Raw genomic sequence first — 24738 nt, forward strand, 5'->3', positions numbered from 1 at the left:
CGGCGAGGTCGGGCCGGGACGATTTTCCCCCCACCCCGCCCCTCCCTCGAAACTGGCGCTCCGCCCCGGACCCCGCGCCTCAAGCGCCGGCGAGGCTGGAGGTGCCGGGCTGCGCGGGTGGGCGGCCGGCGGGAGGATGGCCGCATGCTGCTCGCCGAGGTCGCGCGCGTGTCCCGGGAGGTCGCCGAGACCTCCGCCCGGTCGGGGAAGACCGCCCTGCTCGCGGAGCTGTTCGCCGCCGCGCCCGCCGGGGAAGCGGCCCTGGTCGTCTCCTACCTGGCCGGACGGCTTCCGCAAGGCCGTCCCGGGATCGGCTGGCGCGCCCTTGCCGCGGAGACCGAACCGGCCGCCGAACCCACCCTGACCGTGACCGCCGTCGACGAGGCCGTGTCCCGGCTCGCCGCCGTGGCCGGAGTCGGCGCCCAGGCCGAACGCCGCCGGATCCTGGACGGTCTGCTCGGCGCCGCCACCGCGGCCGAGCAGCGGTTCCTGCGCAGCCTGCTCGGAGGGGAGGTGCGCCAGGGCGCGCTCGACGCCGTGGCCCTGGAGGGGGTGGCCGCCGCGGCCGGGGTCCCCGCGGCCGACCTGCGCCGGGCCGCCATGCTCGACGGGTCCCTGCCCCGGGTGGCGGCGGCCGTGCTCGCCGACGGGGCGGCGGCCCTGCGCGATGTCACCCTGCGGGTGGGGCAGCCCGTACAGCCGATGCTGGCGAACACCGCCAAGTCGGTGGCCGAGGCCCTGGCCGCGCTCGGGCCGTGTGCGGTGGAGGAGAAGCTCGACGGGATCCGGGTGCAGGTCCACCGCGAGGGGGACGACGTACGGGTGTACACGCGCTCCCTCGACGAGATCACCGACCGGCTGCCGGAGGTTGCCGAGCTGGCTCGGTCCTTTCCGGGGGACCGGTTCATCCTCGACGGGGAGGTCATCGGACGCTCCGCGGCGGACGGGCGGCCGGTGCCGTTCCAGGAGGTGGCGAGCCGGGTCGGCTCCCGCGCCGATGTCGAGGCCGCCCGGCGGACCCTTCCGGTCGTCCCCTACTTCTTCGACGTGCTGGCGGAGGGCGACCGGGTACTCCTCGACCTGCCGGTGCGCGAACGGTACGCGGCGCTCACCGCCCTGGTTCCCGAGGAGTCCCGGGTCGGCCGGCTCGTGGTCGAGGACCCGGCGGGGCAGTCGGCCGAGGCGGAGGAGTTCTGGACGCGGACCCTGCGCCGGGGGCACGAGGGCGTGATGCTCAAGGCCCTCGACTCCACCTACGCGGCCGGCCGGCGCGGCAAACACTGGCTCAAGGTGAAACCGGTGCACACCCTGGACCTGGTGGTGCTCGCCGTGGAGCGGGGCCACGGCCGGCGCACCGGCCTCCTGTCCAATCTGCACCTGGGCGCCCGGACCGCCGACGGCGGCTACGCGATGCTCGGAAAGACCTTCAAGGGGCTCACCGACGAGATGCTGCGCTGGCAGACCCAGAGGCTCGGCGAGCTCGCGGTCGAGGACGACGGCCACACGGTCCGGGTGCGCCCCGAACTGGTGGTGGAGATCGCCTACGACGGCCTGCAGCGCTCCCCGCGCTACCCGGCCGGGGTCGCCCTGCGCTTCGCGCGCGTGCTGCGACACCGTCCCGACAAGCGGGCGCAGGAAGCGGACACGGTGGAGACGGTGCTCGGCGGTCCGTCCGGACCCTGTGACGCCGCGTAGGAGCAGTTTTGCCTCAGAGGCAACGTGGATTGCCAGGGAGGTAAGGATCTGGCTCAATCGGGGCATGACAACCGGTCCTGCCCCCGGCGACACCGCCCCGGAAGCCGAGCTGCCCACCGTGGCCCCGCAGCTGCGCGATCTGCGCCGCCGGGCCGGGCTCACCCTGGAGGCCGCCGCCGCCCGGGCCCGGCTCTCGCCGGCGCACCTGTCGCGGCTGGAGACCGGCCGCCGCCAGCCCTCGCTGCCGCTGCTGCTCGGGCTCGCCCGCACGTACGGCACGACGGTCTCGGAGCTGCTCGGGGAGACCCCGGCCGTCGCCGATCCCATCGTACGGGCCGGCGGCCCCGGCGCCCGCGAGGCGGACGGCTGGACGTACTGGCAGGCCGGCGGCTCCGGCCGCGGGATGCAGGCGCTGCGCGTGCACGTTCCTCCCCCAGCTACCGCTGGGAGGGACCCCCGGGGCCGCGGCCAGGGCGAGCTGGTCCGCGTACATCCCGGGGAGGAGTGGCTGTACGTGCTGCAGGGGCGGCTGAGGCTGCACCTGGGGGAGACCGAGTACCTGCTGGAGCCGGGGGACAGCGCCCACTTCGACTCGCTCACCGCGCACCGGATCGGCGCGGCCTCGGCCGCCGGGGCGGAGCTGCTGTTCGTCCACACGCTGCTGCAGAGCAGCCTCGCCGGCCTGTGCCTCGGCGGCGGCACCGGCACGACCACACACCACCGATAGGCGAGGAGCCGTACGCCATGTCCGATGAGCAGAACACGCCCACGCACACGCCCACGCGCACGCCCACGCAGCAGGTACAGCAGTCGAAGTTCCCGCGCGGTCTCATCATCCGGCTCATCGCCTACTTGTTTGTAGGCCATTTGTTCGCGTTCTTCGTTTACTTGCTTTTTGTCCTGGGTGCGCAAAACCAGTGACAGGGGGCCGGAATTTCCGTACACGGCTCTAGGAACCTACAGGTCCTGAAGCTACCCTCCGCGCATGATTTCCACGGTTGTCTGGGGTACCGGCAACGTCGGCCGTTTGGCCATCCGTGCCGTAGAGGCCCATCCGGCGCTGAAGTTGGCCGCCGTCATCGTCCACAATCCAGAAAAGGTCGGCCGCGACGCCGGTGAACTCGGCGAACTCGACTACGAGACGGGCGTCCTGGCCACCGACGACATAGCGGCGGTCCTCGCCGCCCGTCCGCAGGCGGTGGTCTACGCGGCGTCCGGCGACATCCGCCCCGACGACGCGCTCGCCGACATCACCCGGGCGATCCGCTCCGGGGCCGTCGTCGTGAGCCCCGCCCTCTATCCGCTCTACGACTACCGCAGCGCACCACCGGAGTTCCTCGACCCGGTGACCGCCGCGGTCGCGGAGGGCGGCGGCTCGCTCTTCGCCTCCGGCGTCGACCCCGGCTGGGGCAACGACGTACTCCCGCTGCTGCTCAGCGGGCTCGGCACCCGGATCGACGTCATTCGCTGCCAGGAGATCTTCGACTACTCCACCTACGACCAGCCGGACTCCGTCCGCCACCTCATCGGCATGGGCCAGCCCATGGACTACGAGCCGATGATGCTCATGCCGTCCATCCCGACCATGGTGTGGGGCGGGCAGATCCGGATGATGGCCCGGGCGCTCGGCGTCGAACTCGACGACATCCGCGAGACCGTGGAGCGCCGCGCCCTCGACACCACCGTCACCACGCGCACGATGGGGGAGTTCGAGGGAGGCACCCAGGGCGCGATCCGGTTCGAGGTGCAGGGGATCGTCGAGGGCGAACCCCGCATCGTCATCGAGCACGTCACCCGCATCCACGCCTCCTGCGCCCCCGACTGGCCGACCCCGCCCGACGGCGGCGACGGCGCCCACCGGGTGATCATCGAGGGCCGCCCGCACATCGAGGTCACCATCGAGGCCACCGACGAGGGCGAGAACCGCTCCGCCGGAGGCAACGCCACCGCGGTCGGACGCCTCGTAGGAGCCATCGACTGGCTGGTGGAGGCCGAACCGGGGCTCTACGACGCCCTGGACGTCCCCCTGCGCCCCGCCGTCGGCAAACTCGGAAGGAAACTGTCATGAGGATCGACATACCCGAAGGTCAGCACCCCATCGAGTACGTGTGGGGCGATCTGGTGCCCGGCATCGGCATGGCCGCCGCCAACTTTTCGCTGTCGGTGTACGCCCACACCACCCTGGGGCTGCGGGAGTTCGAAGCGGCGCGGCTGCGCGTCGCGCAGATCAACGGCTGCGTCTTCTGCCTGGACTGGCGCACCGACCGGGACGGAGAGAAGGTCGAGGACGAGTTCCCCGAGGCCGTCACCGACTGGCGCACCACGGACCGCTTCGACGAGCGCACCCGGCTCGCGGCGGAGTACGCCGAGCGGTACTGCCTGGACCACCACGGCCTGGACGAGGAGTTCTGGGAGCGGATGACGGCCCGCTTCAGCCAGGTGGAGATCGTGGAGCTGACGATGAGCATCGGCTCCTGGCTGGCCTTCGGCCGGCTCAACCACGTGCTCGGACTCGACAGCGTCTGCGTGCTGCCGGGCCACTGAGCGCGCGGGGCGTGCGGTGCGCACACGGGTCCGGGGCCGTCGGAGAATCCGACGGCCCCGGCCTTCGTGCTGTCCGCCGCCCTTACAGGTCGGTGGCGATGATCTTCTCGATGTTGCGCTCGGCGAGCGCCGTGATGGTGACGAACGGGTTGACGCTGGTGTTGCCGGGGATCAGCGCGCCGTCGATGACGTACAGGCCGGTGTAGCCGTGCAGACGGCCGTAGTTGTCGGTGGCCTTGTCCAGGATCGCCCCGCCGAGCGGGTGGTAGGTGAGGTGGTCTCCCCAGATCTTGTTGGTGCCGAAGAGATCGGTCCGGTAGATCGTCCCCTCCTTCGAGTTGATCTTGTCGAAGATGGTCTTCGCCATGGCGATGGACGGCGCCTTCCACGTCGTCTGCCAGTTCAGCTCGACCCCGCCCGTCGAGGCGTTGTACGTGAACTCCGCGCGGTTCGGGTTCTTCGTGATCGACAGGTAGAACGAGGCGTACGTCTCGATGCCGGTCGGCAGCGGCGCCACCTCGGCGAACGCGCCGCCCGCGTCCCAGTTGTCGATGCCGCCGCAGGGGATGGAGGCCTGCACCTTGCCGGTCGCGTCCCACATGTGGTTGGCGCGGCCGCACATGACGTTGCCGTTGTCGCCCCAGCCCTTGCCGATCTCGTTGTTCAGGTTGGGCAGGGCGCCGGTGGCCTTGAGCCGGACGAGCAGTTTGCTGGTGCCGACGCTGCCGGCCGCGAAGAACACCTTGTCCGCGACGACGGTCTTCGTGCCGACGGTGTCGCCCGTGGTGTTGATCTGGTCGATGACGACCGTGTACCCGCCGCCGGAGGCGGGGGAGACCGAAGTCACCTTGTGCAGGGGCGAGATGGTGACCTTGCCTGTGGCCTTGGCCTGGGCGATGTAGGTCTGCTGGAGGGACTTCTTGCCGGCGTTGTTGCCGTACAGGATCTCGCCGGCGACGGCGGACTTGGGGACGGTTCCGGCCGCCTCCTTCTTCATGTACTCCCAGTCGTATACGTCGGGGACGAAGACGAAGGGGAAGCCGGCGCGCTGGGCGTGCTTGCGGCCGACGCGCGAGAACTGGTAGCAGTCGACGCTTTCGAACCAGGCCGGGTCGATCAGGCTGACCCCGAGGCCCGCGTTGGCGCGCGGGTAGTAGGTGTCGTACATCTCGTCCGCGTTCACGGTCGGCAGGACGGCGCCGAAGTTCGCGCGCTTCGGGGTGACCGCCATACCGCCGTTGACCAGCGAGCCGCCGCCGACGCCGCGGCCCTGGTAGACGATGATCCCGCCCATTTCCTCGGCGTCCAGGATGCCGGTGTAGCGCGGGACGGCCTTGTCGATGGGGAAGCCCAGGAAGTTGCTCAGCGGCGCTTTGGTCTTGGTGCGGAGCCAGTAGGCGCGGTAGTCCGGGGTGGTCGTGTTGCAGAAGATCTTGCCGTCCGAGCCGGGGGTGTCCCAGGCCATGCCCATTTCGATCATGTGGACGTCCACGCCGGCCTGGGCGAGCCGCAGGGCGGCGACGGAACCGCCGTACCCGGTACCGATCACGAGGGCCGGTACGTGCGCCCCGTTGCCGATGGGGCCGGCGGCGGCCGCGCCGGCCGTGGCGGCCTGGGCCTGGGACGGGGCGATCTGACCGGCAAGGGCCATTGCGCCCAGGATGGAACCCGTTCTACCGAGAAATCCTCGACGCGAGACGCCGTTCTGGTTCGTTTTGTGCAGGCCTTTGTCGCTCATGTGAGCTTCCTCACTCTAGGCGGAATGAGAACGAGTTCTACTGCCGAGTGCTTGCGAAGTCACTAGATACGTCAAGGCATCTTTCGGTGGCGGCGGTCGTGGGCGGGGCCGATTCGCGGCCCGCAGAAGGGGGCTGAAGGTCCCATCGGACGCTGGGAACGACGACCCGCTGTGGATGGCCGGTGCTCCCGGAGTGACGGAAGTGCTCCGGGGAGGGGGGTCGCCGGTGAGGTGCGTCCGGGCGAATCCGCCACGTCAGAAGTCGAACGCGTTACGGGAAGCCCCGTCGCCCCGTGGTGGCCGGGCTCTCGGCCCACCCCGCCACTCCGTCGTGGCTGCATCCGGTCGGCCCGGAGGCCGAAAAGCGACAAACCGCAAGGTGGGCCCGGGGTCGGCGCCCGAATCTTTTTACCTTCGCCGTGCGTTCCTGTTCGGCGCCCGGGCCGGTGTTACAGGCCCGGCGCACCCCGGGCGGCGTCCTCGCGTACAGAAGGGGAACGCGCACGGTCGCCGGTCCAGACCAGGATCAGCGTCGAGGCGGCCGCCGCGAAGGCGCACCAGGTCGAAGCGAACTCCAGCCTCCACAGCGCGGCGCAGACGAGGGCCCCGGCCGTCAGGAGCAGGCCGAGCAGGCGCAGTCGGTGATCCCCCGAGAGGAGCAGGGCGCCGAGCGTGGCGAACAGATAGCCCGCGAGGGCCAGGGGCATCCACGGAATGTCCACGCCGTATCCGAGGGTGTGGCCGCGGATCTCGGCGCTCACCGGGCGGGTCGCGAGGCAGTACGAGAGGTACGCGCCGGTGGCGAGTCCGGCGGCGGCCGGCAGGCGCAGCCGGGGCCTGAGCTCGGGCGCGGCGGCGAGCAGGACTCCGAGCGGCACCCATACGGGCAGCAGCGGGAGGGCGATCACCGCCCAGGCGGTGGTGGCCGGGCCGCAGCCGCCGCCGGAGTTCCAGACGGCGGCTTCGGTCAGCTGGTGCGCGCCCAGGATCAGCGGGAGTGCGGCGACGGGCAGGTCCCGGGCGCGCCGGGTCCGGACCAGGCAGACGATCCCGACGGCGGTGATGACCGTGCCCGCCGTCAGATCGGCCGTCGCGCTCCAGCACATGAGGGCCTCCCGCTCCCACGGTAGGCGGAGGCGTGAACGTCTGCCACACCACGGATCTCTGGAAGAATTCGACAAGAAGCAGAAGAATCCTGCATGACTCTTGCCGTGTTTGCGCGCGGGGTCCTACTGTCCCGGCCATGCCCCCAAGAAGAGCCGCAAGCCCCGCCGCGAGCCCCCCAGCCGGCCGAGCCGCAACCGGCGCCGCGAGCAGAAGAGCCGTACCCGCACGGGCCGCCGCCGTCCTGGCGGCGTTCACCGCGTCCGCCCTCGGCCTCGGCGCCCTGGGCGCGGGTCCGGCCGTGGCCCGCACCGCCGCCGCGGACCCCGCGCCGGCCACGGCCGTCACCCGGGCCGCCCTCGACCCCGCACTGGCCGAGGGCCGCGGCGCCCGGGTGGACTTCGCCGAGCAGGAGGCGGAGAACGCCGTCACCACCGGCACGCTCATCGGCCCCGACCGCACCGCCTACTCGCTGCCCGCCGAAGCCTCCGGCCGCAAGGCGGTACGGCTGGTCCCGGGCCAGTACGTGGAGTTCACCCTGCCCGCGGCGGCCGACGCGGTCACCGTCCGCTACAGCCTCCCCGACGCCCCGGCCGGCGGCGGCATCACCGCCCCGCTCGACGTCACCGTGAACGGCAAGCACCGCCGCTCCATGACGCTGACCTCTCAGTACTCCTGGCTCTACAACCAGTACCCCTTCAGCAACGATCCGCAGGCTGACCTCCTGCACCCCGACTGGTGGATCACCGAGTGCGGCTGCGTCCCGGCGGCCACCACCCCGGCACCGGTCATCGCCAAGCCGTTCCGCCCCACCCACATGTACGACGAGCAGCGCCTGCTCCTGGGCCGTACCCACCGGGCGGGCGACACGATCCGGCTCACGGTCCCGGCCGGGAGCCCCGCCGCATGGACGGTCATCGACCTGCTCGACTCGCAGCGCGTCGGCGCCCCGCACGTGGAGGCGGCCGCCGCCAACGCCCTCCTCTTCGGCGCCGACCCGACGGGCCGCCGGGACTCGGCCGACGCCATCGACCGGGCCATCGCCTTCGCCAAGCGCCACCGGCTCCCGGTGTACCTGCCGCCCGGCACCTACCAGGTCAACCGCCACATCATCGTGGACGGGGTCACCATCACCGGCGCCGGGAGCTGGTACACCACCGTCAAGGGCAAGGGCGTCGGCTTCTACGGCAAGGAGGCCGCGGACGGCGGCAGTCGAGGCGTCCACCTCTCCCGCTTCGCCATCGAGGGCGATGTCCGCGAACGCGTGGACCCCGACCAGGTCAACGGGGTCGGCGGCGCGATGAGCGACTCCACCATCGACTCCCTCTACATCCACCACACCAAGGTCGGCCTCTGGTTCGACGGCCCGATGAGCAACGTGAAGGTCACCCGCAACGTCATCACCGACCAGATCGCCGACGGCCTGAACTTCCACACCGGAGTCACCGACTCCCTCGTCCAGGACAACTTCGTCCGCAACACGGGCGACGACGGCCTCGCGATGTGGGCCGAGAAGACCACGAACGCCCGCAACACCTTCGACCACAACACCGTGCAGAGCCCCACCCTGGCCAACGGCATCGCGATCTACGGCGGCGCCGACACCACCGTCTCCGCCAACCTCGTGGCCGACCCGGTCCGCGAGGGCAGCGCCCTGCACGTCGGCTCCCGCTTCGGAGCGGAACCCTTCACCGGCAGCCTGCACGTCGACGGCAACACCACCGTCCGCGCCGGCACCTACGAACTGAACTGGAACATCGGGCTCGGCGCGATCTGGTTCTACGCCCTGGACCGCAGCATCGACCGGGCCGACATCCAGGTCACCCGCAACACCTTCCTGGACAGCACCTACAACGCGATCATGCTGGTCAGCGACTGGCCGGTGAAGGACAAGGTCCGCATCGAGAACGTCCACTTCAAGGACATCCGCGTCGACGGCACCGGCACCTCGGTGGTCAGCGCCCGGGTCGCCGGCTCGGCGAGCTTCGAGAACGTCGACGCACGGGGCGTCGGGGCCGTCGGCGTCAACAACTGCGGCTCCTTCAACTTCCCCGCCACCGGCTCGGAGTTCACCCTCGCCGACCGCGGCGGCAACGACGGCGGCGGCACGACCGGCCCGTGGTTCGCCGGCTGGGAACTGCCCAACACCATCACCTGTGACGACCGCCCGCCGGTCGTCGCCCCGCCGGCGCCGAGCCCTTGGTAAGTGCCCAGTGATCACCGCTCCGCCGCGCCCGGGGGTTCGAGCGGCGGAGCGGTCACCGCGCAGTTGGTACGGCACTGCGGGTGACAGGCCCCGGGCGCGGGGGAGCGTACGGTGGCCCAGGCCACGGCGGCTCCGGCCACCAGCACCCCCGCGCACCACAGCATCGCCCGCCCGAAGGACGCGTCGAAGGCCCCGGCCGAGAGGTACGCGTCCGGCCCCATCCCGGCCAGCAGCGGCAGCGCGGCCACCGCGAGGAGTCCGGCGGCGCGCGCGGCCGCGTTGTTGATGCCGCTGGCCAGGCCCGCCCGGCCGGGATCCACCGAGGACAGGACGGTCGCCGTCAGCGGAGCCACCAGGGCCGCCATGCCGCTGCCCATCACCAGCAGCGCCGGCAGCACGTCCCGTACGTACGAGGCCTGCGGGCCCACCCGCAGCATCAGCAGCATCCCCGCCGCGCACAGCAGCGGCCCGACGGTCAGCGGGATGCGCGGGCCGATCCGCTCCCCGAGCTGCGCCGACCGGGCCGACAGCAGCAGCATCAGCGCCGTGGTGGGCAGCAGCGCGGCCCCGGCGCCGAGGGCGGAGTAGCCGGACACCACCTGGAGCTGGAGCACCACCAGGAAGAAGAAGCCGCCGAAGGCCGCGTACACGCACAGGGTGACCAGGTTGACGGCGGTGAACTGGCGGGAGGAGAAGATGTCCGGCGGCACCATCGGATCGGCCCGCCGCCGCTCGACCGCCACGAACACTCCGGCCAGCAGCACGCCGCCGACGGCCGAAACCACCACGAGCGCGGCGCCGGAACGGGCCTCGATGAGCGCGTAGGTCAGCAGGGCGAGCGAGGCCGCGCCGAGGACCGCCCCGGCCACGTCGAACCGCCCGTGCGCCGCCGGATCCCGCGATTCCGGTACGTGCCGCAGCGCGATCGGGACGCAGAGCGCGGCCACCGGCACGTTGAGCAGGAACACCCAGCGCCAGCCCGGCCCGTCCACCAGCCAGCCGCCCAGGAACGGCCCCACGGCGGCCCCCACCCCGCCGAACCCCGACCACAGCCCCACCGCGCGGGCCCGGTCGCCGGGATGGATCGAGCCCTGGATCAGCGCGAGGGAACCGGGCGTCAGCAGTGCCCCGCCGATGCCCTGCAGGGCGCGTGCGGCGATGAGGATCCCGGCGTTCGGCGCGATCCCGCACAGCAGCGAGGCGACCGCGAACCACACCACCCCGAGCACGAAGATCCGGCGCCGCCCGAACCGGTCCCCGAGCGCCCCGCCGACCAGGATCAGGCCCGCGAGGGTCAGCAGGTAGGCGTTGACCGTCCACTGGAGCACCGCCAGATCGGCGCCGAGATCCCGCCCGATGCTGGGCAGGGCCACATTGACCACGGTCGAGTCGAGCAGCGCCATGGCGGAGCCGAGCACGGTGGTCAGCACGATCCACCGGCCCTGCGCGGTACCGAGCCGGACCCCGGGGGAGGGCGGCGGGGATGCGGGATCGGTCATCCCCCCAGGCTGGCCCTCCCGGCCGGGAACAGCCACCCGGCGGCCGCGGTCGGCTGATTAGGCACTCTTGTACGGAGCATGACATCACCCGCACCATGGCCCGCGCACGTCACGCACACCCTTTCCGCACGACCTGCACACGGCGTACGAGGAGACCACACGTGGCACGAAGCGACACCCGACGAGCCTCCCGCTCACCATTACGAGCCCTGCGCGCAGGGCTCGCAGCCCTCACCGCGGCCCTGCTGCTGCCCCTGGGCGCGGGCGTGGCCGCCGCCGCGCCCGACCCCGGACCCACCCCGGGCACGGCCGAGCGCAAGATCGAAGCCAGTCTCCGCGCCCAGCTCGACGGCTCCGCGAAGGCCGTCTTCTGGGTCTACCTCGACAGCGCCGCCGACCTCACCTCCGCAGGCGGGCAGCAGACCCGCACGGCGAAGGCGGAAACGGTTCTGCGTCTGAAGAAGGACCATGCCGCGCGCAGCCAGGCCGAGGTGATCAAGGCTCTGGACGGTGCGAAGGCCGAGTACACCTCGTACTGGATCGTCAACGCCGTCCGCGTCGTCGGCACCGAGAAGCTCGCCGGGGCCCTGGCCCAGCGCCCCGAGGTCTCCCGGATCGACGCCGACGACAAGGTCGACCTGCCGAAGCCGGCGGAAGGCAAGCGGGAGAAGGCCGCGGCCGACGCCGTCGAGTGGAACATCGACCGGATCAAGGCACCGCAGGTCTGGGAGCAGCTCGGCGTGCGCGGCGAGGGCATCGTCGTCGCCAACATCGACAGCGGCGTCGACCACACCCACCCGGCCGTGGCCAACCAGTACCGCGGCAAGAGCGCCGACGGCACCTACGACCACAACTACAACTGGTTCGACCCGGCCGGGGTCTGCCCCACCGCGGCCCCCTGCGACAACAACGACCACGGCACCCACACGATGGGCACCATGGTCGGCGACGACGGCGGCGCCAACAAGACCGGTGTCGCCCCGGGCGCGAAGTGGATCGCGGCCAAGGGCTGTGAGACCACCTCCTGCTCCGAGGCCTCCCTCCTCGCCGCCGGCCAGTGGATCGTCGCGCCGACCGACCTCAACGGCCAGAACCCGCGGCCCGACCTGGCCCCGCACATCGTCAACAACTCCTGGGGCGGCACGGGCGGCGACACCTGGTACCAGCAGATCGTCGACACCTGGCGCGCGGCCGGCATCTTCCCGGCCTTCTCCAACGGCAACTCCGGCCCCGGCTGCACCACCAGCGGCTCGCCCGGCGACTACCAGAGCTCCTACAGCTCCGGAGCCTTCGACATCAACGGCGCGATCGCCTCGTTCTCCTCGCGCGGCGCGGGCCCCGGCGGCATCGTCAAGCCGAACATCGCCGCCCCCGGCGTGAACGTGCGCTCCTCCGTCCCCGGCGGCTACGCGTCCTTCTCCGGCACCTCCATGGCCTCGCCGCACACGGCCGCGGCCGTGGCCCTGCTCTGGTCGGCCGCGCCCGCCCTCGAAGGCGACATCGCGCAGACCACTGCCCTGCTGGACGGCACCGCGCTGGACACCGACAGCAGCCAGTGCGGCGGCACCGCCGCCGACAACAACGTCTTCGGCGAAGGCAAGCTCGACGTCCTCGCCGCCGTCCTCGCCGCCCCGCGCGGCGCGATCGGCGCCCTCGGCGGCACCGTGCGCTCCGGCGGGCAGCCCGTCGCCGGCGTGAAGGTCGTCGCCGACGGCCCGATCGACCGTACGACGACCACCGAGGCCGACGGCACGTACCGCTTCACCGCCCTGTCCGTGGGCGACTACGCGCTGACCGCCTCGAAGTTCGGCTACGGGCAGCAGGGCGCGACCGTATCGGTGACCGAGAACGCCACCGCGACGGGCGACATCGACCTCGTCCAGGCGGACTCCGGGAAGCTCACGGGCACCGTCTCCTCGGCCGCGGGCCCCGTGGCCGGCGCCGCGGTGACCGTCGCGGACACCCCGGTGACCGCGACCACCGACGCGCAGGGCCGCTTCGAGGTCACCCTGCCGCACGGCACGTACGACGTGAACGCCACCCACTCCTCGCGCTGCCTCAGCGGCGGCACGGCCAAGGTCACCCTCGCCGGGGACACCACCGTCGCGGTGACCCTCCCCGAACGCACCGACACCTACGGCTACGCCTGCGCCACCTCGGGCACCGGCCCGTACCAGCCGGGCGACCGGCAGCTCGCACTGACCGGCGACAACACCACCGAGCGCGTCGACCTGCCCTTCCCGCTGCCGCTGTACGGCAAGACGTACGGGCAGGCCTGGATCGGCACGAACGGCACCGTCAGCTTCGGCGGAAACAACACCGGCGACATCAACGGGGACATCCCGAGCGCGGCCACGCCCAACGCGGCGCTGTACCCGTTCTGGGACGACCTGGTCGTCGGGGCCGCCGGCAGCGGGTCCGGGGTCTTCACGGCGGTCACCGGCACGGCGCCGCACCGGAGCTACGTGATCGAGTGGCGAGAGGTCTCGCACTGGTCGGCGCAGTCCGACAAGTTCTCCTTCTCGGCGGCGATCGGTGAGGACGGCAGCGTCCGGTACACCTACAAGGGGACCGGCGGCACCGGCATCAAGGGCGGTTCCACCGCCACCGTCGGCGTGGAGAACGCCACCGGCACCGACGCCTACCGGTACTCCTTCAACACGCCCGTCATCAGCGACGGCCTGTCCGTCTCCTTCCGCACCACCAAGAGCGGTGTGGTGGCGGGCCGGGTGCTCGACGCGAACGACGGCAACGGGGTCGCCGGAGCCACGGTGACCGTCGGCACGGGCACCACCGCCGTCTCCGCCACCACCGCGGCCGACGGCGGGTACGTGGTCCAGAGCCCGTCCGGCGCCCGCGAACTCACCCTGACCGCCGCCCAGTACGAGCCGGTGACGGCCACCGTCGACGTCAAGCCGGCCGATGTCACAGCGGCCACCCGCTCCCTGCGCACCGGCAAGGTGACCCCGGCGAAACCGGCCGTGGAGATCGTCCTGCCGCCCGGCCAGAAGCGGACCCGGACCCTCGACCTCACCAACCCGGGTCTGGGCACGGCCTTCTCCGCGGCCGAGGAGGCGGCCTGGCTCACGGTGACCCCGGGCTCGGGTGACCTCCCCACGGGCGGGAAGGCCCCGCTCACCCTGTCCGTGGACACCACGGGCCTGACACCGGGCACCGTCCTCACGGCCGACCTGAAGATCACCTCGGCCAGCGGCCGGACCCCGGTGCTCACCGTCCCGGTCAAGCTCGTCGTCCCGCGCTACCAGGTCGCCCTGGACGCCGGCGCCACGGGCGCGAGCACGGACGCGCTGGGCGACGGCTGGTCCCCGGACCGCAAGTACACGGCGGGCTCCTACGGGTACCAGGGCAACGGTTCGACCCAGTCCACCAGCCGCACGATCACGGGCACGGACGACCAGAAGCTCTTCCGCAACGCCCGCGAGGGCATGTACGAATACCGCTTCGACAACGTCCCCAACGGCACCTACACCGTGGAACTGGGCTTCGCGGAGCTCTCCTCCACCAAGCCGAACAGGCGCGTCTTCGACGTCCTGGCGGAGGGCACGCAGGTGCTCCCCTCCCTGGACATCTCCCTGGAGGCGGGCACGTACACAGCCCTGACCCGCAGCTACACGGTCACGGTCACGGACGGAGTCCTGAACGTCCGCTTCGTCACCCACGCCGGCTTCGGCAAACCCCTGCTGAACTCCCTGCGCGTGACGGACCGCCCTGACAAGAGCTGACCGGGGCGACAGCACAACGGGCGGGGCACCTCCGGGGGCCCCGCCCTTCGCCGTCACGCCGGAGGTGATCCGGAACCCCCGCGGGCCGGGCCGTCAGCTCCGGCGGTACTGGTCCACCAGGATCGTGGCGGAATCGTCGGCCGGGGCCTCGACCAGTCTCACGATCGCGATGTCGCTCCGGTCCGGGCTGCGCACGCAGAACGGCCGGGCCTTCGCGAGTGCGGCGAAGGGCAGCGCGGCGGCCGGGCGGGTCTCGATGCCGTGGAGGCAGGCGGCCACGGTCAGCTCCCCGGAGTCGGACACGAAGGAGTCCGACTCCTCGGAGGGGGCCAGGGCCCGGCCGTCGCGGGCCAGGTACCACTCGGCCGTCTCCGCGGGCACCACCTTCCCCTCCTTCAGGTCGAACTCATAGGCGGAGTCGGGGGCGGTGAGCCTGGCCTTCGTGTAGCCGGGCAGGTACGCGGCGGCCGGGTCGGGCGGGAGGGGACCGGGCGTGGCCCCAGCTGTGGCGGAGGCCGAGGCGGAGGCGGAGGCGGACATGGATGCGGATGCGGATGCCGTGGGGCCGGTGACGGGGCTGCCGCCTGTGCTCGGGGCCCCGCTCGTGGGGACGTCCAGGTAGTACACGGCTCCGGCGGCGGCCAGCAGGGTGCCGGTCACGACGAGGGTCGGGAGCAGCGGAAGCCGCCGCCCGCGGCCCGGCGTGCCGCGGCCCTGCCCGGGGAGGGACGGCGTTGCCGGGACGGGTGCCGGTGCAGGTCCGTCGGGCCAGGCTCCGGAACCTCCGGAACCCGTGTCCGGCCCGGGGAAGGCCGGCCCCGGGAAGCCCGGTCCGGCGTAGCCCGCTCCGGCGAAGCCCGCTCCGGGGGCGGCCGGGGCGGCGCCCGCCGGGCCCGATGGCGCGGTGGCGGTCCTGGTGGCCTGGAACGGCGCAGGGGCGGGCCAGGCGGTGTCGCCCCCGCCGCCGAGCTCTCCCGGACGGGCCGGGGCAACCAGCCGTCGGTGAACTCCGGCCGCCCGCACACCAGGGGGTGCGCCCGCACGGAGGCGATGACTTCGGCCGGCTGCGGACGGTCCTCGGGCTGCTTGGCGAGGCACCACGAGACGAGGCCGTAGAGCTCGTGCGGCACCCGGCTGAGGTCGGGATGCTCGTGGACGACCCGGTAGAGGGCGCTGGACTCCGGCCCGTTCCCGAAGGGCGCGATCCCGCACGCGACGTACGCGGCCAGCGTCCCGAGCGCGAAGACGTCCGTCGCCGGCGTCGCCGCATGGCCGAGCGCCTGCTCGGGCGCCATGAAGGCCGCCGTGCCGATCCGCAGCCCCGTACCGGTGAGCGCGGCGGCGTCCGCCGCGCGGGCGATGCCGAAGTCGATCACCCGGGGACCGTCCTGCGCGAGCAGCACGTTGGCGGGCTTCAGGTCGCGGTGGACGACGCCCGCCCCGTGGATCGCCTGGAGCGCCTCGGCTATGCCCGCGAGGAGCAGCAGGACCGTACGGGTCGGCAGTGGCCCGTGGCGCCGTACGACCTCGTGCAGCGAGGGGCCGGACACGTACGCGGTGGCGAGCCACGGCGTGGGGTCCTCGACCCCGGAGTCGATCACCTGGGCGGTGAACAGGCCGTGGATCCGGCGGGTGCTGGCCACCTCCTGGGCGAACCGCCGGCGGAACTCGGGATCGGAGGCGAGTTCCCTGCGGACGGCCTTGAGCGCGATGGGGCGGCCGCCGGGGGTGTGGGCCAGGTAGACCACGCCCATGCCGCCGGAGCCGAGCCGGGCGTGCAGGCGGTAGCCGCCGATCTCCCGGGGATCCTCTGCGGACAGTGCCGTACGGGCCGGCTGTGCGCCGGAGTGCTGCTCGGACATGCGGTGGCTCTTTCGACGATGCGGGGCGAGATGCCCTGCGATGCGGCAGGGGCCTGCGCGCATCGTGCCATGCATTGACTGAATTTTCAGTCAGTGTCAGAGTGGGCGCCACGTGGCCGCACCACCCGCCCCGCGTCACGGCCCTTCGCGGACGGAGGGCGCACCCTTGACCAAGGGGCCCGGGGCGGTCGGCCCGTGCCGTGCCTCCCGCGCCCGTCCTGGCCGGACGAAGCCGTCCCGCCAGCCCTCGATCGGAGCTCTCCCGTGTCCCACCTGCCCCCCACGCGCCGGACCGCCCTCCGTACCTTCGCCGGGCTCGGTGCCCTCGCCTTCGGGGCCGCCGCCTGTGGTCCCTCGCAGAGCGCCCCGCGCTCCAACGCCCCCGAGGGCTCCACCCAGCCGTCCCCCGCCGGCTCCGAGCGACGGCTCGGCGCCGAATGGGAGAGCCACACCCGCACCTTCATGGCCTGGCCCGCCCTGGACGCGGTCTGGATGGAAGACCTGCGCTACGTCCGCGAGGACATCGCGCGGATCGCCCGGGCCGTCGGCGGGTACGAGGAGGTCGTCATGATGGCCCGGCCCGAGCAGGCGGCCGCCGCGCAGCGGGCCTGCGGCTCCGAGGTCGAGGTGATCCCGCTGGCCGTGGACGACCTGTGGGCCCGCGACACCGTCCCCGTCTTCGTCGAGGAGGAGGGCAAGGTCATCGGTGTCGACTTCAACTTCAACGGCTGGGGCAACAAGCAGGAGCACAAGAATGACGGCCAGGTCGGGCGCCTTCTGCTGCAGAAGTACGGGATCCCGCGGGTCAAGGCTCCGCTGGTGGCCGAGGGCGGCTCCTTCGAGGCCGACGGCGAGGGCACCCTGCTGATCACCGAGAGCTCGATCGTCAACGACAACCGCAACCGCGGCAAGAGCCGGGACACCATCGAGGCCGAGCTCAAGCAGACCCTGGGCGTCGAGACGGTGGTCTGGCTGGCCGGCGTACGCGGCGAGGACATCACCGACGCCCACGTGGACAGTCTCGTCCGGTTCGCCGCGCCCGGTGTCGTCCTGCTGGACCGCGCCCACCCGAACACCCCGAAGGATTCCTGGTCCCGCTCCGCCGACCAGGCGAAGTCGGTCCTCTCGAAGGCGACGGACGCCCGCGGCCGGAAGTTCGAGATCATCGACCTGCCGCAGCCCGACCTGGACAAGATCACGGGCGAGGGCGACGACTTCGTGTCGACCTACGCCAACTTCTACATCGCCAACGACTCCGTCTTCATGCCGAAGTTCGGGGACCGCCAGGCCGACGACCGGGCCCGCGGCATCCTGCAGGAGCACTTCCCCAAGCGGGACATCGTCCCCGTCGCGATCGACACGATCGCCTCGGGCGGCGGCGGCATCCACTGCTCGACCCACGACCAGCCCGGCAAGCCCGCCGCGTGAGCGCAGTGCGGCGCCGCCCGTCCGGGCGGCGCATCCCCCTGCTGCCGGGGCTGCTCCTGCTCGCGATCGTGGCGGCGGTCGGCGTGGGGGCCTGGCTGCAGTTCGGCGAACGCCAGGCCCAGGACACCGTCCACACCGCGGGCCGGGCCGACGCCGACCGGGTGGACATCGAGGCGACCATCCAGCGCGTCGACGCCGCCGGGCGCGAGCTGGTGCTGCGGGTCCTGGTCACGCCCAGAGGAGCGCTTGCCGAGGCCGGCGGGATCGCACCCGCCGACGACCTCACCCTCCAGACCTCGACGGCCACCCGCGGCGACCTGACCTTCAAGGCCCACCAGCGGATCTCCAGCCTGGACGTGCCGGTGGCCCTGACGGGCGGCTCCATCACGGACTACCCGTTCGACGGCTACGGGGCGGACGTGGAGTTCGCGGCGGTACTGGGCCAGGAGAAGGTTCCGGTGCGGGTCCTGTTCTCCAACAACGACGTGCTCTTCTCGTCCACGGTGGAGGCCTCGACGGCGAACGACGGCGCGGCCGTCCTCGACATCGGGCTGGCCCGTTCCAACAGCGTGCTCGTGTTCGCGGTGTTCATGATGATCGCGATGTGGGCGCTCGCCGTGTCGGTCCTGATCGGCGGGTGGTTCCTCGTCACCCGCCGCAAGGGGCTCATCTGGCCCGCCCTCGGCTGGATGGCCGCCACCCTGTTCGCCCTGGCGGCCTTCCGCAACACCGCCCCGGGCACACCGCCGATCGGCTGCCTCCTCGACTACCTCGCCTTCCTCTGGGCGGAGATCCTCATCGCGTTCTGCCTGATCACCGTCGTCGTCATGGGGATCAGGGCCGAGTCCCGCGCGGAGCCTGCGGCGGACGGGGCCGTGGGGGCGGTCGGGGACTGAGGCGCGGTACGGGCGCCGACGGCCCGTGCGGGCCGCGGCCCCGTGCCACCCCCGCACCCCCGCCGGCGGTACCGGACGGGGTGCGGGGGCATTCGGGTGGCCCGCCGCGGCCCGACCGCGTGACGCGCGGGGCGGCTACGGAGGGCGCCGTACCGTGGCTGACCATGACGCTCCAGAGCGACCGGGCCGGACAGGCCGACGAGACCGGGCCTGCCGGGCGGCGCGGGCAGCGCGAGCCGGTCACGCAGCACGCCCCGGTCGGGGGCGTCGCCCGGATCGCGGCGCTCGTGCGGGACGCGGACCCGGGGGCCGGCTGGGCCGTCGGTGGCGCGGACGGTCCGGACGCGGTGGTGGAGGCCGTGGACCCGGCCACCGCCCCCGATGTCGGCGGGCTGGTGGGCGTGCTGGCCGTCTGGCCCGTGATCGGGGTGCTCGTGGACGCGGGGGAGCTGGCCCTGCACACCCCGCTCACCGCCTACGGGGCGGGCGACGGCCTCCCCGCCGGAACCACCGCGCACCATCTGCTCACCCACGGTTCCGGGGTGTCGCCCGCCCTCTTCGGGCTCGCCGAGCGGCTGTGCGGCAGGCCCCTCGCCGGGTTCGCCGCCGACCGGATCTGGGGGCCGCTCGGCATGACCCGGACCGGCTTCACCGCCGACGGGACCCTGTGTGCGCCCGCCGCCGACCTCGGCCGGTTCCTGAGCCACCTCCTCGCCCCGGCGGGCGGCCCCGTCAGCCCGGCCTGGACGGCGCAGTCGCTCCGCATCCGCACCGGCGAACTGCTCCCCGCCCGCGGCCTCCTCTGGCACCCCGCCGCGCACGGATCCTGGTCCCACGGCGAAGGCCCGGTGCTGTGGATCTCCCCGCGCGGACAGCGCTGGGCCGCCCTCCTCCCCACCATCCCGTCGGCCCCGCTCCGGACGGCCTTCCGCGAGGCGGCCTTCACCTGAACCCGGTTGCACCGCACCGTGGCCGTATCTTCGGAGTCCGAGGACGAAGACCCGGCAGAAGGACCGCGACGTGCCCGGTCCGCAGCGTCCCCGGGACGAGATCACCCCCGGCCTGTGAATGGGCGGCCACTACTGGACCGACCCGGCCGGAGAGCTGCGGCCGGTCGTCGTCGGAGCCGAGGTCGACCTCGTCATCAGCCTCTTCACCCGCCCGGGCCACGGCCCCGACCCGCGTGTGGAACACCTGGTCGGCGAGCTGCCCGATGCCCCGCTCACGGGCGCGCAGCTGCGTACCGCCCTCGGCCTCGCCGGAGCCGCCCGCACGGCTCTCGACTCCGGACGGCGGATCCTGGTGCGCTGCCATTGCGGGTACAACCGTTCCGGCCTGGTCGTCGCCCAGTGCCTCGTCGACGGAGGCCTCGCGCCGTCCGCCGCCATCGGCCTGGTCCGCCCGTGGCCCCCGTACCCCCCTCGTGGTCCTCGGGGCGCGGACCGGGGGCGGTCGACGTACGGTGAGCGCGAGATCACCGACCGTCGAGTCCAGGCTGCGCGGAGGTACACGGATGCGTACGGCCCACGAGACCGCCCGCGGTGCGCGCACGCCACCGGCCCCGGCCGCGGAGGCCCCCGTATGACGGCCCGGGCGGGGCGCGGCGAGAGCGCCCGGTTCGCCGGCGCGCATGCGCTGCCGGCCCTTGTACGGGGCTTCGTGGGTGTCCGGCCCCGTGCGGTGCCCGGGCACGCGGGGCCCGGCCGGCCGCGCTGGTCCGCCGCCACCCTGCGGGCCCTGCGCGAGCGGCACGGCGGGGCGCCCGTGCTCGTCCGGGGGCTGACCGGCACCGTCCTGCTCATCCTCGATCCGCAGGACATCCGGCAGTTCTACGCCGAACCCGTCGGCTCCCTCGTCCAGCCCGCCGGAGAGGCGGACGGCAATTGCGCCCACGCCGGGATCCGCGCCGGGCGGCGGGCGGTCGACGACTCCGTGCTCGCCGCGGGGCTGACCGTGCACCCCTCCTGCGGGGCGTTCCTCTCGGTCCTCACCGATGAGGCCCGGCGCCTGACGGCGGGGCGTTCCCTCGAACTCGCCCGCGTCCGGCACTCCGTGGCCCGCGCGGCCCGGCGCATCGTCCTCGGCGACGCGGCCGCCGAGGACACGGAACTCGGCCGCAGCCTCGGGCGTTCCCACGACAGGGCCGGAGCGCGGATCGCCGCGTACGCCGACCTCGCCGAGCCGCACACCCTCATCGGGCGGGCCCGCCGCCATGCGGACGCCCTCGCCCGGCCGGACCGCCACGGGGCGGACCAGGTGCAGGCGGACCCGGTCGGGCAGGTCCGCCAGTGGCTGGCCGCCTTCGACCTCGTCCCCGGCGTGCTGCTGCGCACCCTGCTGCTCCTCGGCGCGCACCCGGCCGAACAGGACGCCGTCGCCGCCGAGGCACGCGCCGCCGGATGGGTGCAGGGCGCCGACGCCCAGGGCGCGCTGCCCCGGCTGCGTGCCTGCGTCCGGGAATCGCTGCGGCTGTATCCGGCCGTCCCCGACCTGATAAGGATCACCCGCGCCGAAACCGAATGGCGGGGCGTGCGGCATCCCGCCGGGACCTGTGTGGTGCTGCCCGTGCTGTTCCACCAGCGCGACCCCGAACACGTGCCGGCCGCGCACGTCTTCGTACCGGGCCGGTGGGCTTCCCGCGAAGCGGACCAAGACGTCCGGATGGCCCCGTTCAGCCATGCCGACGGCCGCTGCCCCGGCGAACAACTGGGGCTGCTGGTCACCGCGGCGCTCTGCGCGGAGGTGCTGCGCGGACACCGGGTCCGGCCCGTCCGGCCCGTGCTCGACCCCCTGGGCCCGCTCCCCGCGGCCCTGGACCCGCAGGGCATCCGCCTGCGCCTGACCCGCCGCTGACCCCGGCACCGGTCTCGACCGCGCACCGGCGGCGCCACGTCATCCGGCCCGCCCGCCAGCCCCGACTGACTGACTGACTGCCTGCCGACCGATTCTGTTCGTCCCGCCCCGTCCTGCCCGATGCTCATCCGACCCGACGAGGAATCCATGTCCGACGCCGCGACCCCCGGGACCTCCGCGACCTCCGCGCCCACCGACCCGGATGCCGATCAACTGGGCGCCCTGTGCCGGGAACTGGCCGAGGCGGCCGACGCCGTCGGCGAAGCCTCCCGCTACGCCTCCCGGCTGGCCCTCGGCTCCCGGCTGCCGGTCACCGCACTGGGCCTCGGCAGCCGCCGCCGCGCGGCCTGGCGTACGCTGCTGCGCGCCCTCACCGACCCGCACGGACTCGGCTGGGCCGCCCGGGGCCGGGGCGTGGCGCGGGCCGGGTGGCTCGCCGGGGTCTTCACCGGCCGGGAGAGCCTCGCCGTCAGCCTCGCGGTGTGCGGCCTCAGGGGCCGGATCCGGGCCGAGAGCACCCGTAACCCGGCGAGGTCGGCGGACCCTGCCGCGGCCGAGGTGTTCCTCGCGGTGGATGAGGGCCGGCAGGCGGACGCCGTCCGGGCGTTCCGCGCACTCGTGCGCCGACGCGGCGAGGGTCCCGCCTTCGCCCCGCTGAACCCCTCCTTCGCCGACATCCTGGCCTGGAACGCGCTGACGGACGACAACCCGTTCAACGACCACGCCGGCTGGCAGGTCGCCACCGGCAGGGCCGTGGCCGCCGAGCCGCTCCTCGGGATCGGCGCCGCCCTGCGGGCCTTCTTCGACCGGGGACCCGCCTGCTCCGAACCGGGGACCCGCCTCCTCGCCGAGCTGGACACCAGCGGCACCCCGGCCGGGTACCGGGGCAATGCCGACCGGATCGGCGCCGCCGCGGGCGCGGTCCTGCTCCAGCAGGTCGCCGGCCCGGACGGGGTGGAGCGGTGCGTGCTCCACCTCGCGGGACCACCGACGCAGTCCGGCCGCGCCGAAGCCCCGTACGAGGACCCGGCCGCGCACGTCCGCGAAGTGGCCGCGACCGTACGCCGCCTGGTGCCTTCCGGGACCGAACTCGCCCTCCTCGGCCACGGTCCGGGCGCCCGGACGGCCGGACGGCTGGCCGCGAGCCGGGAGTTCACCACGGTCTACCGGGTCACCTGGGTGGGTTCCGGCCCCGAGCCGGGTCCGGCGGCGGCCCTCGCGTGCTTCGGGGGCCGCGTCACCGGAAGCCACCTCGTGCGGCTGCCGGGACATCCCGACGTCTACGTCCCGGGGCGGACCCAGTGACGGACGCCGCCGGGCCCGCGCCCCGGGCCGAGACCCTCGCGGCCCCGGCCGAGGGGCTGCGCGCCCACTCGGCCGCCCTGCGTTCGCACGCCGAACGGCTCCGCATCGCCGCCGGAGACCTGCGCTGGCAGGGCCCGGGGGGCGATGCCTTCCGCGCCGAGGTGGCCTCCCTGGCCGACCGCTGCGCCACCGCGGCGGGCGGCTTCGAGCTGGCGGCGGCCCAACTGACCTGCCCCGGGTCCCGGGAAGGGACGCGGGGCAGGCACCGGCGGACCGGCTGACCGGAAGGCGGCGGCCGACCGGAAGGCGGCGGCCGACCGGCATGCGGCGGCCGATCGGAAGGCGGCGGGGGAGCGGGCCGCGGGCGGTCAGAGGGCCAGTGACAGCAGCAGGACGAAGCCCAGGCCGACCACCGAGATGATGGTCTCCATCACCGACCAGGTCTTGAGGGTCTGGCCGACCGTCATGCCGAAGTACTCCTTCACGAGCCAGAACCCGGCATCGTTGACGTGGCTGAAGAACAGCGACCCCGCTCCGATGGCGAGGACCAGCAGAGCGGTCTCCGTGGACGACATGCCCGCCGCCAGCGGGGCCACCAGTCCGGCGGCGGAGATGGTGGCGACCGTCGCCGAGCCCGTCGCCAGGCGGATGGCCACGGCGATGAGCCAGGCCAGCAGCAGGGTCGGTATCGCCCAGTTCTCGGACAGGTCCATGATCATCTGGCCGACGCCCACGTCGATCAGCGTCGTCTTGAAGCCGCCGCCCGCACCCACGATCAGCAGGATGCCCGCGATCGGGGCCAGCGACTTCTCCACCGTCTCGGACAGCCGCGCCTTGGTGAAGCCGGCCGCCCGGCCGAGGGTGAACATGCCCACGAGCACCGCCGCGAGCAGCGCGATCAGGGGTGAGCCCGCCACGTCCGTGACCCGCTGGACCGCGTTGGCCGGGTCGTTGACCACGATGTCGACCAGGGCCTTCATCAGCATCAGGACCACCGGGAGCAGCACGGTGAAGACCGTGGCCCCGAAGCGCGGGCGGTGTTCCGGCTCCGCCGAGGGCCGCTGCGGGATCATCCGCTCGGGCGCGGGGATGTCCACCCACCGTGCCGCGTACCGGGAGAACACCGGGCCCGCGATGACGACGGTCGGGACGGCGACGAGCACGCCGAGCGCGAGGGTGAGCCCCAGGTTGGCGTCGAGCGCGTCGATGGCGACCAGCGGACCGGGGTGCGGCGGGATCAGTCCGTGCATCACGGACAGGCCGGCCAGCGCGGGGATGCCGATCCGCATGAGCGAGTAGTTGCCCCGCTTGGCCACGAGCAGGACCACCGGGATCAGCAGCACGATGCCGACTTCGAAGAAGAGCGGGAGGCCGATCACCGAGGCGATCAGCACCATCGCCCACGGCATGGCCCGGCCCTTGGCGCGCGCCAGGATGGTGTCCACGATCTCGTCCGCGCCGCCCGAGTCGGCGAGCAGCTTCCCGAGGATGGCGCCGAGCGCGATGAGGACGCCGACCCCCGCGACGGTCGAGCCGAGCCCGGCCGTGAAGCTGGAGATGGTCTTGGCCAGGGGGGCGCCGGCGAACACCCCGAGGGCGAGCGAGCCGAGCGTCAGTGCCAGGAAGGCGTGCAGCTTGAGGCGGGTGATGAGCAGGACGATGACGGCTATGCCCGCGAGGACGGCCACACCCAGCTGGGTGTTTCCGGCCGAGGTGATCGGCTCGGTGGCGGCCGCTGCGAGAGTCTCGACGCTGAGACTGGTCACGGTGACGGGTTCCTTCGTTCTTGTTCCGGGGCAGGGCAGAGGGGCTGCGGGCAGGGGGCTGCGGCAGTGGGCGGGGTGGGGCGGGGTGGGGGCGGGGCG

Annotated in this window: 19 protein-coding genes; 13 read left to right on the top strand and 6 right to left on the bottom strand. The window is 73.2% G+C overall.

The genetic code is table 11. The annotated features are described in order from the left end of the window. The first annotated feature begins 144 nt into the window (after positions 1-144). From OG247_RS39385 to OG247_RS39405, 5 genes are all read left to right on the top strand, one after another. Complete coding sequence (locus OG247_RS39385; RefSeq protein ID WP_327256758.1) at positions 145-1695, top strand: ATP-dependent DNA ligase; 1551 nt, start codon at positions 145-147, stop codon at positions 1693-1695. Positions 1696-1759: 64 nt separating this feature from the next. Then, on the top strand, positions 1760-2422 hold the full coding sequence (locus tag OG247_RS39390) for a helix-turn-helix domain-containing protein (RefSeq protein WP_327256759.1): 663 nt from the start codon (positions 1760-1762) through the stop codon (positions 2420-2422). Positions 2423-2439: 17 nt separating this feature from the next. Next, complete coding sequence (locus tag OG247_RS39395; RefSeq protein ID WP_327256760.1) at positions 2440-2616, top strand: DUF6126 family protein; 177 nt, start codon at positions 2440-2442, stop codon at positions 2614-2616. A gap of 64 nt (positions 2617-2680) precedes the next feature. Then, on the top strand, positions 2681-3763 hold the full coding sequence (locus tag OG247_RS39400) for an NAD(P)H-dependent amine dehydrogenase family protein (protein ID WP_327256761.1): 1083 nt from the start codon (positions 2681-2683) through the stop codon (positions 3761-3763). Next, positions 3760-4239: a carboxymuconolactone decarboxylase family protein gene (locus OG247_RS39405; protein WP_327256762.1), complete on the top strand. Its 480-nt coding sequence runs from the start codon at positions 3760-3762 to the stop codon at positions 4237-4239. Before OG247_RS39400 ends, OG247_RS39405 begins: the two co-directional genes overlap by 4 nt. A gap of 82 nt (positions 4240-4321) precedes the next feature. On the opposite strand, the gene OG247_RS39410 is transcribed toward OG247_RS39405, so the two are convergent. Both OG247_RS39410 and OG247_RS39415 read right to left on the bottom strand, forming a co-directional pair. Beyond that, positions 4322-5977 carry a GMC oxidoreductase gene (locus OG247_RS39410; RefSeq protein WP_327256763.1) on the bottom strand — a complete coding sequence of 552 codons (1656 nt, stop codon included), beginning with the start codon at positions 5975-5977 and terminating at the stop codon, positions 4322-4324. Between the two features lie 449 nt (positions 5978-6426). After that, the gene (locus OG247_RS39415) at positions 6427-7083 is read right to left on the bottom strand and encodes a DUF6629 family protein (RefSeq protein WP_327256764.1); all 657 of its coding nucleotides are present in this window, start codon (positions 7081-7083) and stop codon (positions 6427-6429) included. A gap of 137 nt (positions 7084-7220) precedes the next feature. Between OG247_RS39415 and OG247_RS39420 the strand changes: the two genes are divergently transcribed. Continuing rightward, on the top strand, positions 7221-9287 hold the full coding sequence (locus tag OG247_RS39420; protein ID WP_327256765.1) for a glycosyl hydrolase family 28-related protein: 2067 nt from the start codon (positions 7221-7223) through the stop codon (positions 9285-9287). 11 nt (positions 9288-9298) lie between these two features. Here OG247_RS39420 and OG247_RS39425 read toward each other — a convergent pair whose 3' ends face one another. Further along, positions 9299-10786, bottom strand: a complete 1488-nt coding sequence (locus tag OG247_RS39425; protein ID WP_327256766.1) for an MFS transporter — start codon at positions 10784-10786, stop codon at positions 9299-9301. 161 nt (positions 10787-10947) lie between these two features. On the opposite strand from OG247_RS39425, the gene OG247_RS39430 reads away from it, so the two are divergent. Further along, the gene (locus OG247_RS39430) at positions 10948-14529 is read left to right on the top strand and encodes a S8 family serine peptidase (protein WP_327256767.1); all 3582 of its coding nucleotides are present in this window, start codon (positions 10948-10950) and stop codon (positions 14527-14529) included. Between the two features lie 93 nt (positions 14530-14622). On the opposite strand, the gene OG247_RS39435 is transcribed toward OG247_RS39430, so the two are convergent. Together OG247_RS39435 and OG247_RS39440 are read right to left on the bottom strand one after the other, a co-directional pair. Continuing rightward, entirely contained in the window at positions 14623-15189 is a 567-nt protein-coding gene (locus tag OG247_RS39435; RefSeq protein ID WP_327256768.1) for a hypothetical protein, read from the bottom strand. Continuing rightward, positions 15186-16391 carry a serine/threonine-protein kinase gene (locus OG247_RS39440; protein ID WP_327256769.1) on the bottom strand — a complete coding sequence of 402 codons (1206 nt, stop codon included), beginning with the start codon at positions 16389-16391 and terminating at the stop codon, positions 15186-15188. The genes OG247_RS39435 and OG247_RS39440 overlap by 4 nt, the downstream gene beginning before the upstream one ends. 264 nt (positions 16392-16655) lie before the next feature. On the opposite strand from OG247_RS39440, the gene OG247_RS39445 reads away from it, so the two are divergent. From OG247_RS39445 to OG247_RS39470, 6 genes are all read left to right on the top strand, one after another. Further along, entirely contained in the window at positions 16656-17819 is a 1164-nt protein-coding gene (locus OG247_RS39445; RefSeq protein WP_327256770.1) for an agmatine deiminase family protein, read from the top strand. Continuing rightward, positions 17816-18715, top strand: coding sequence for a DUF4436 family protein (locus tag OG247_RS39450; protein ID WP_327256771.1), 900 nt, complete (start codon positions 17816-17818; stop codon positions 18713-18715). The genes OG247_RS39445 and OG247_RS39450 overlap by 4 nt, the downstream gene beginning before the upstream one ends. Before the next feature lie 164 nt (positions 18716-18879). Beyond that, positions 18880-19665 (top strand): hypothetical protein, encoded by a 786-nt coding sequence (locus tag OG247_RS39455; RefSeq protein ID WP_327256772.1) that lies wholly within the window; start codon positions 18880-18882, stop codon positions 19663-19665. Positions 19666-19783: 118 nt separating this feature from the next. After that, positions 19784-21568 carry a cytochrome P450 gene (locus OG247_RS39460; RefSeq protein WP_327256773.1) on the top strand — a complete coding sequence of 595 codons (1785 nt, stop codon included), beginning with the start codon at positions 19784-19786 and terminating at the stop codon, positions 21566-21568. Between the two features lie 147 nt (positions 21569-21715). Then, positions 21716-22873 carry a hypothetical protein gene (locus OG247_RS39465; protein ID WP_327256774.1) on the top strand — a complete coding sequence of 386 codons (1158 nt, stop codon included), beginning with the start codon at positions 21716-21718 and terminating at the stop codon, positions 22871-22873. Further along, positions 22870-23154: a hypothetical protein gene (locus tag OG247_RS39470; RefSeq protein ID WP_327256775.1), complete on the top strand. Its 285-nt coding sequence runs from the start codon at positions 22870-22872 to the stop codon at positions 23152-23154. Before OG247_RS39465 ends, OG247_RS39470 begins: the two co-directional genes overlap by 4 nt. A gap of 87 nt (positions 23155-23241) precedes the next feature. On the opposite strand, the gene OG247_RS39475 is transcribed toward OG247_RS39470, so the two are convergent. After that, entirely contained in the window at positions 23242-24639 is a 1398-nt protein-coding gene (locus OG247_RS39475; RefSeq protein ID WP_327256776.1) for a GntT/GntP/DsdX family permease, read from the bottom strand. Positions 24640-24738 lie beyond the last annotated feature (99 nt).

Source organism: Streptomyces sp. NBC_01244 (assembly GCF_035987325.1).
Classification (GTDB): domain Bacteria; phylum Actinomycetota; class Actinomycetes; order Streptomycetales; family Streptomycetaceae; genus Streptomyces.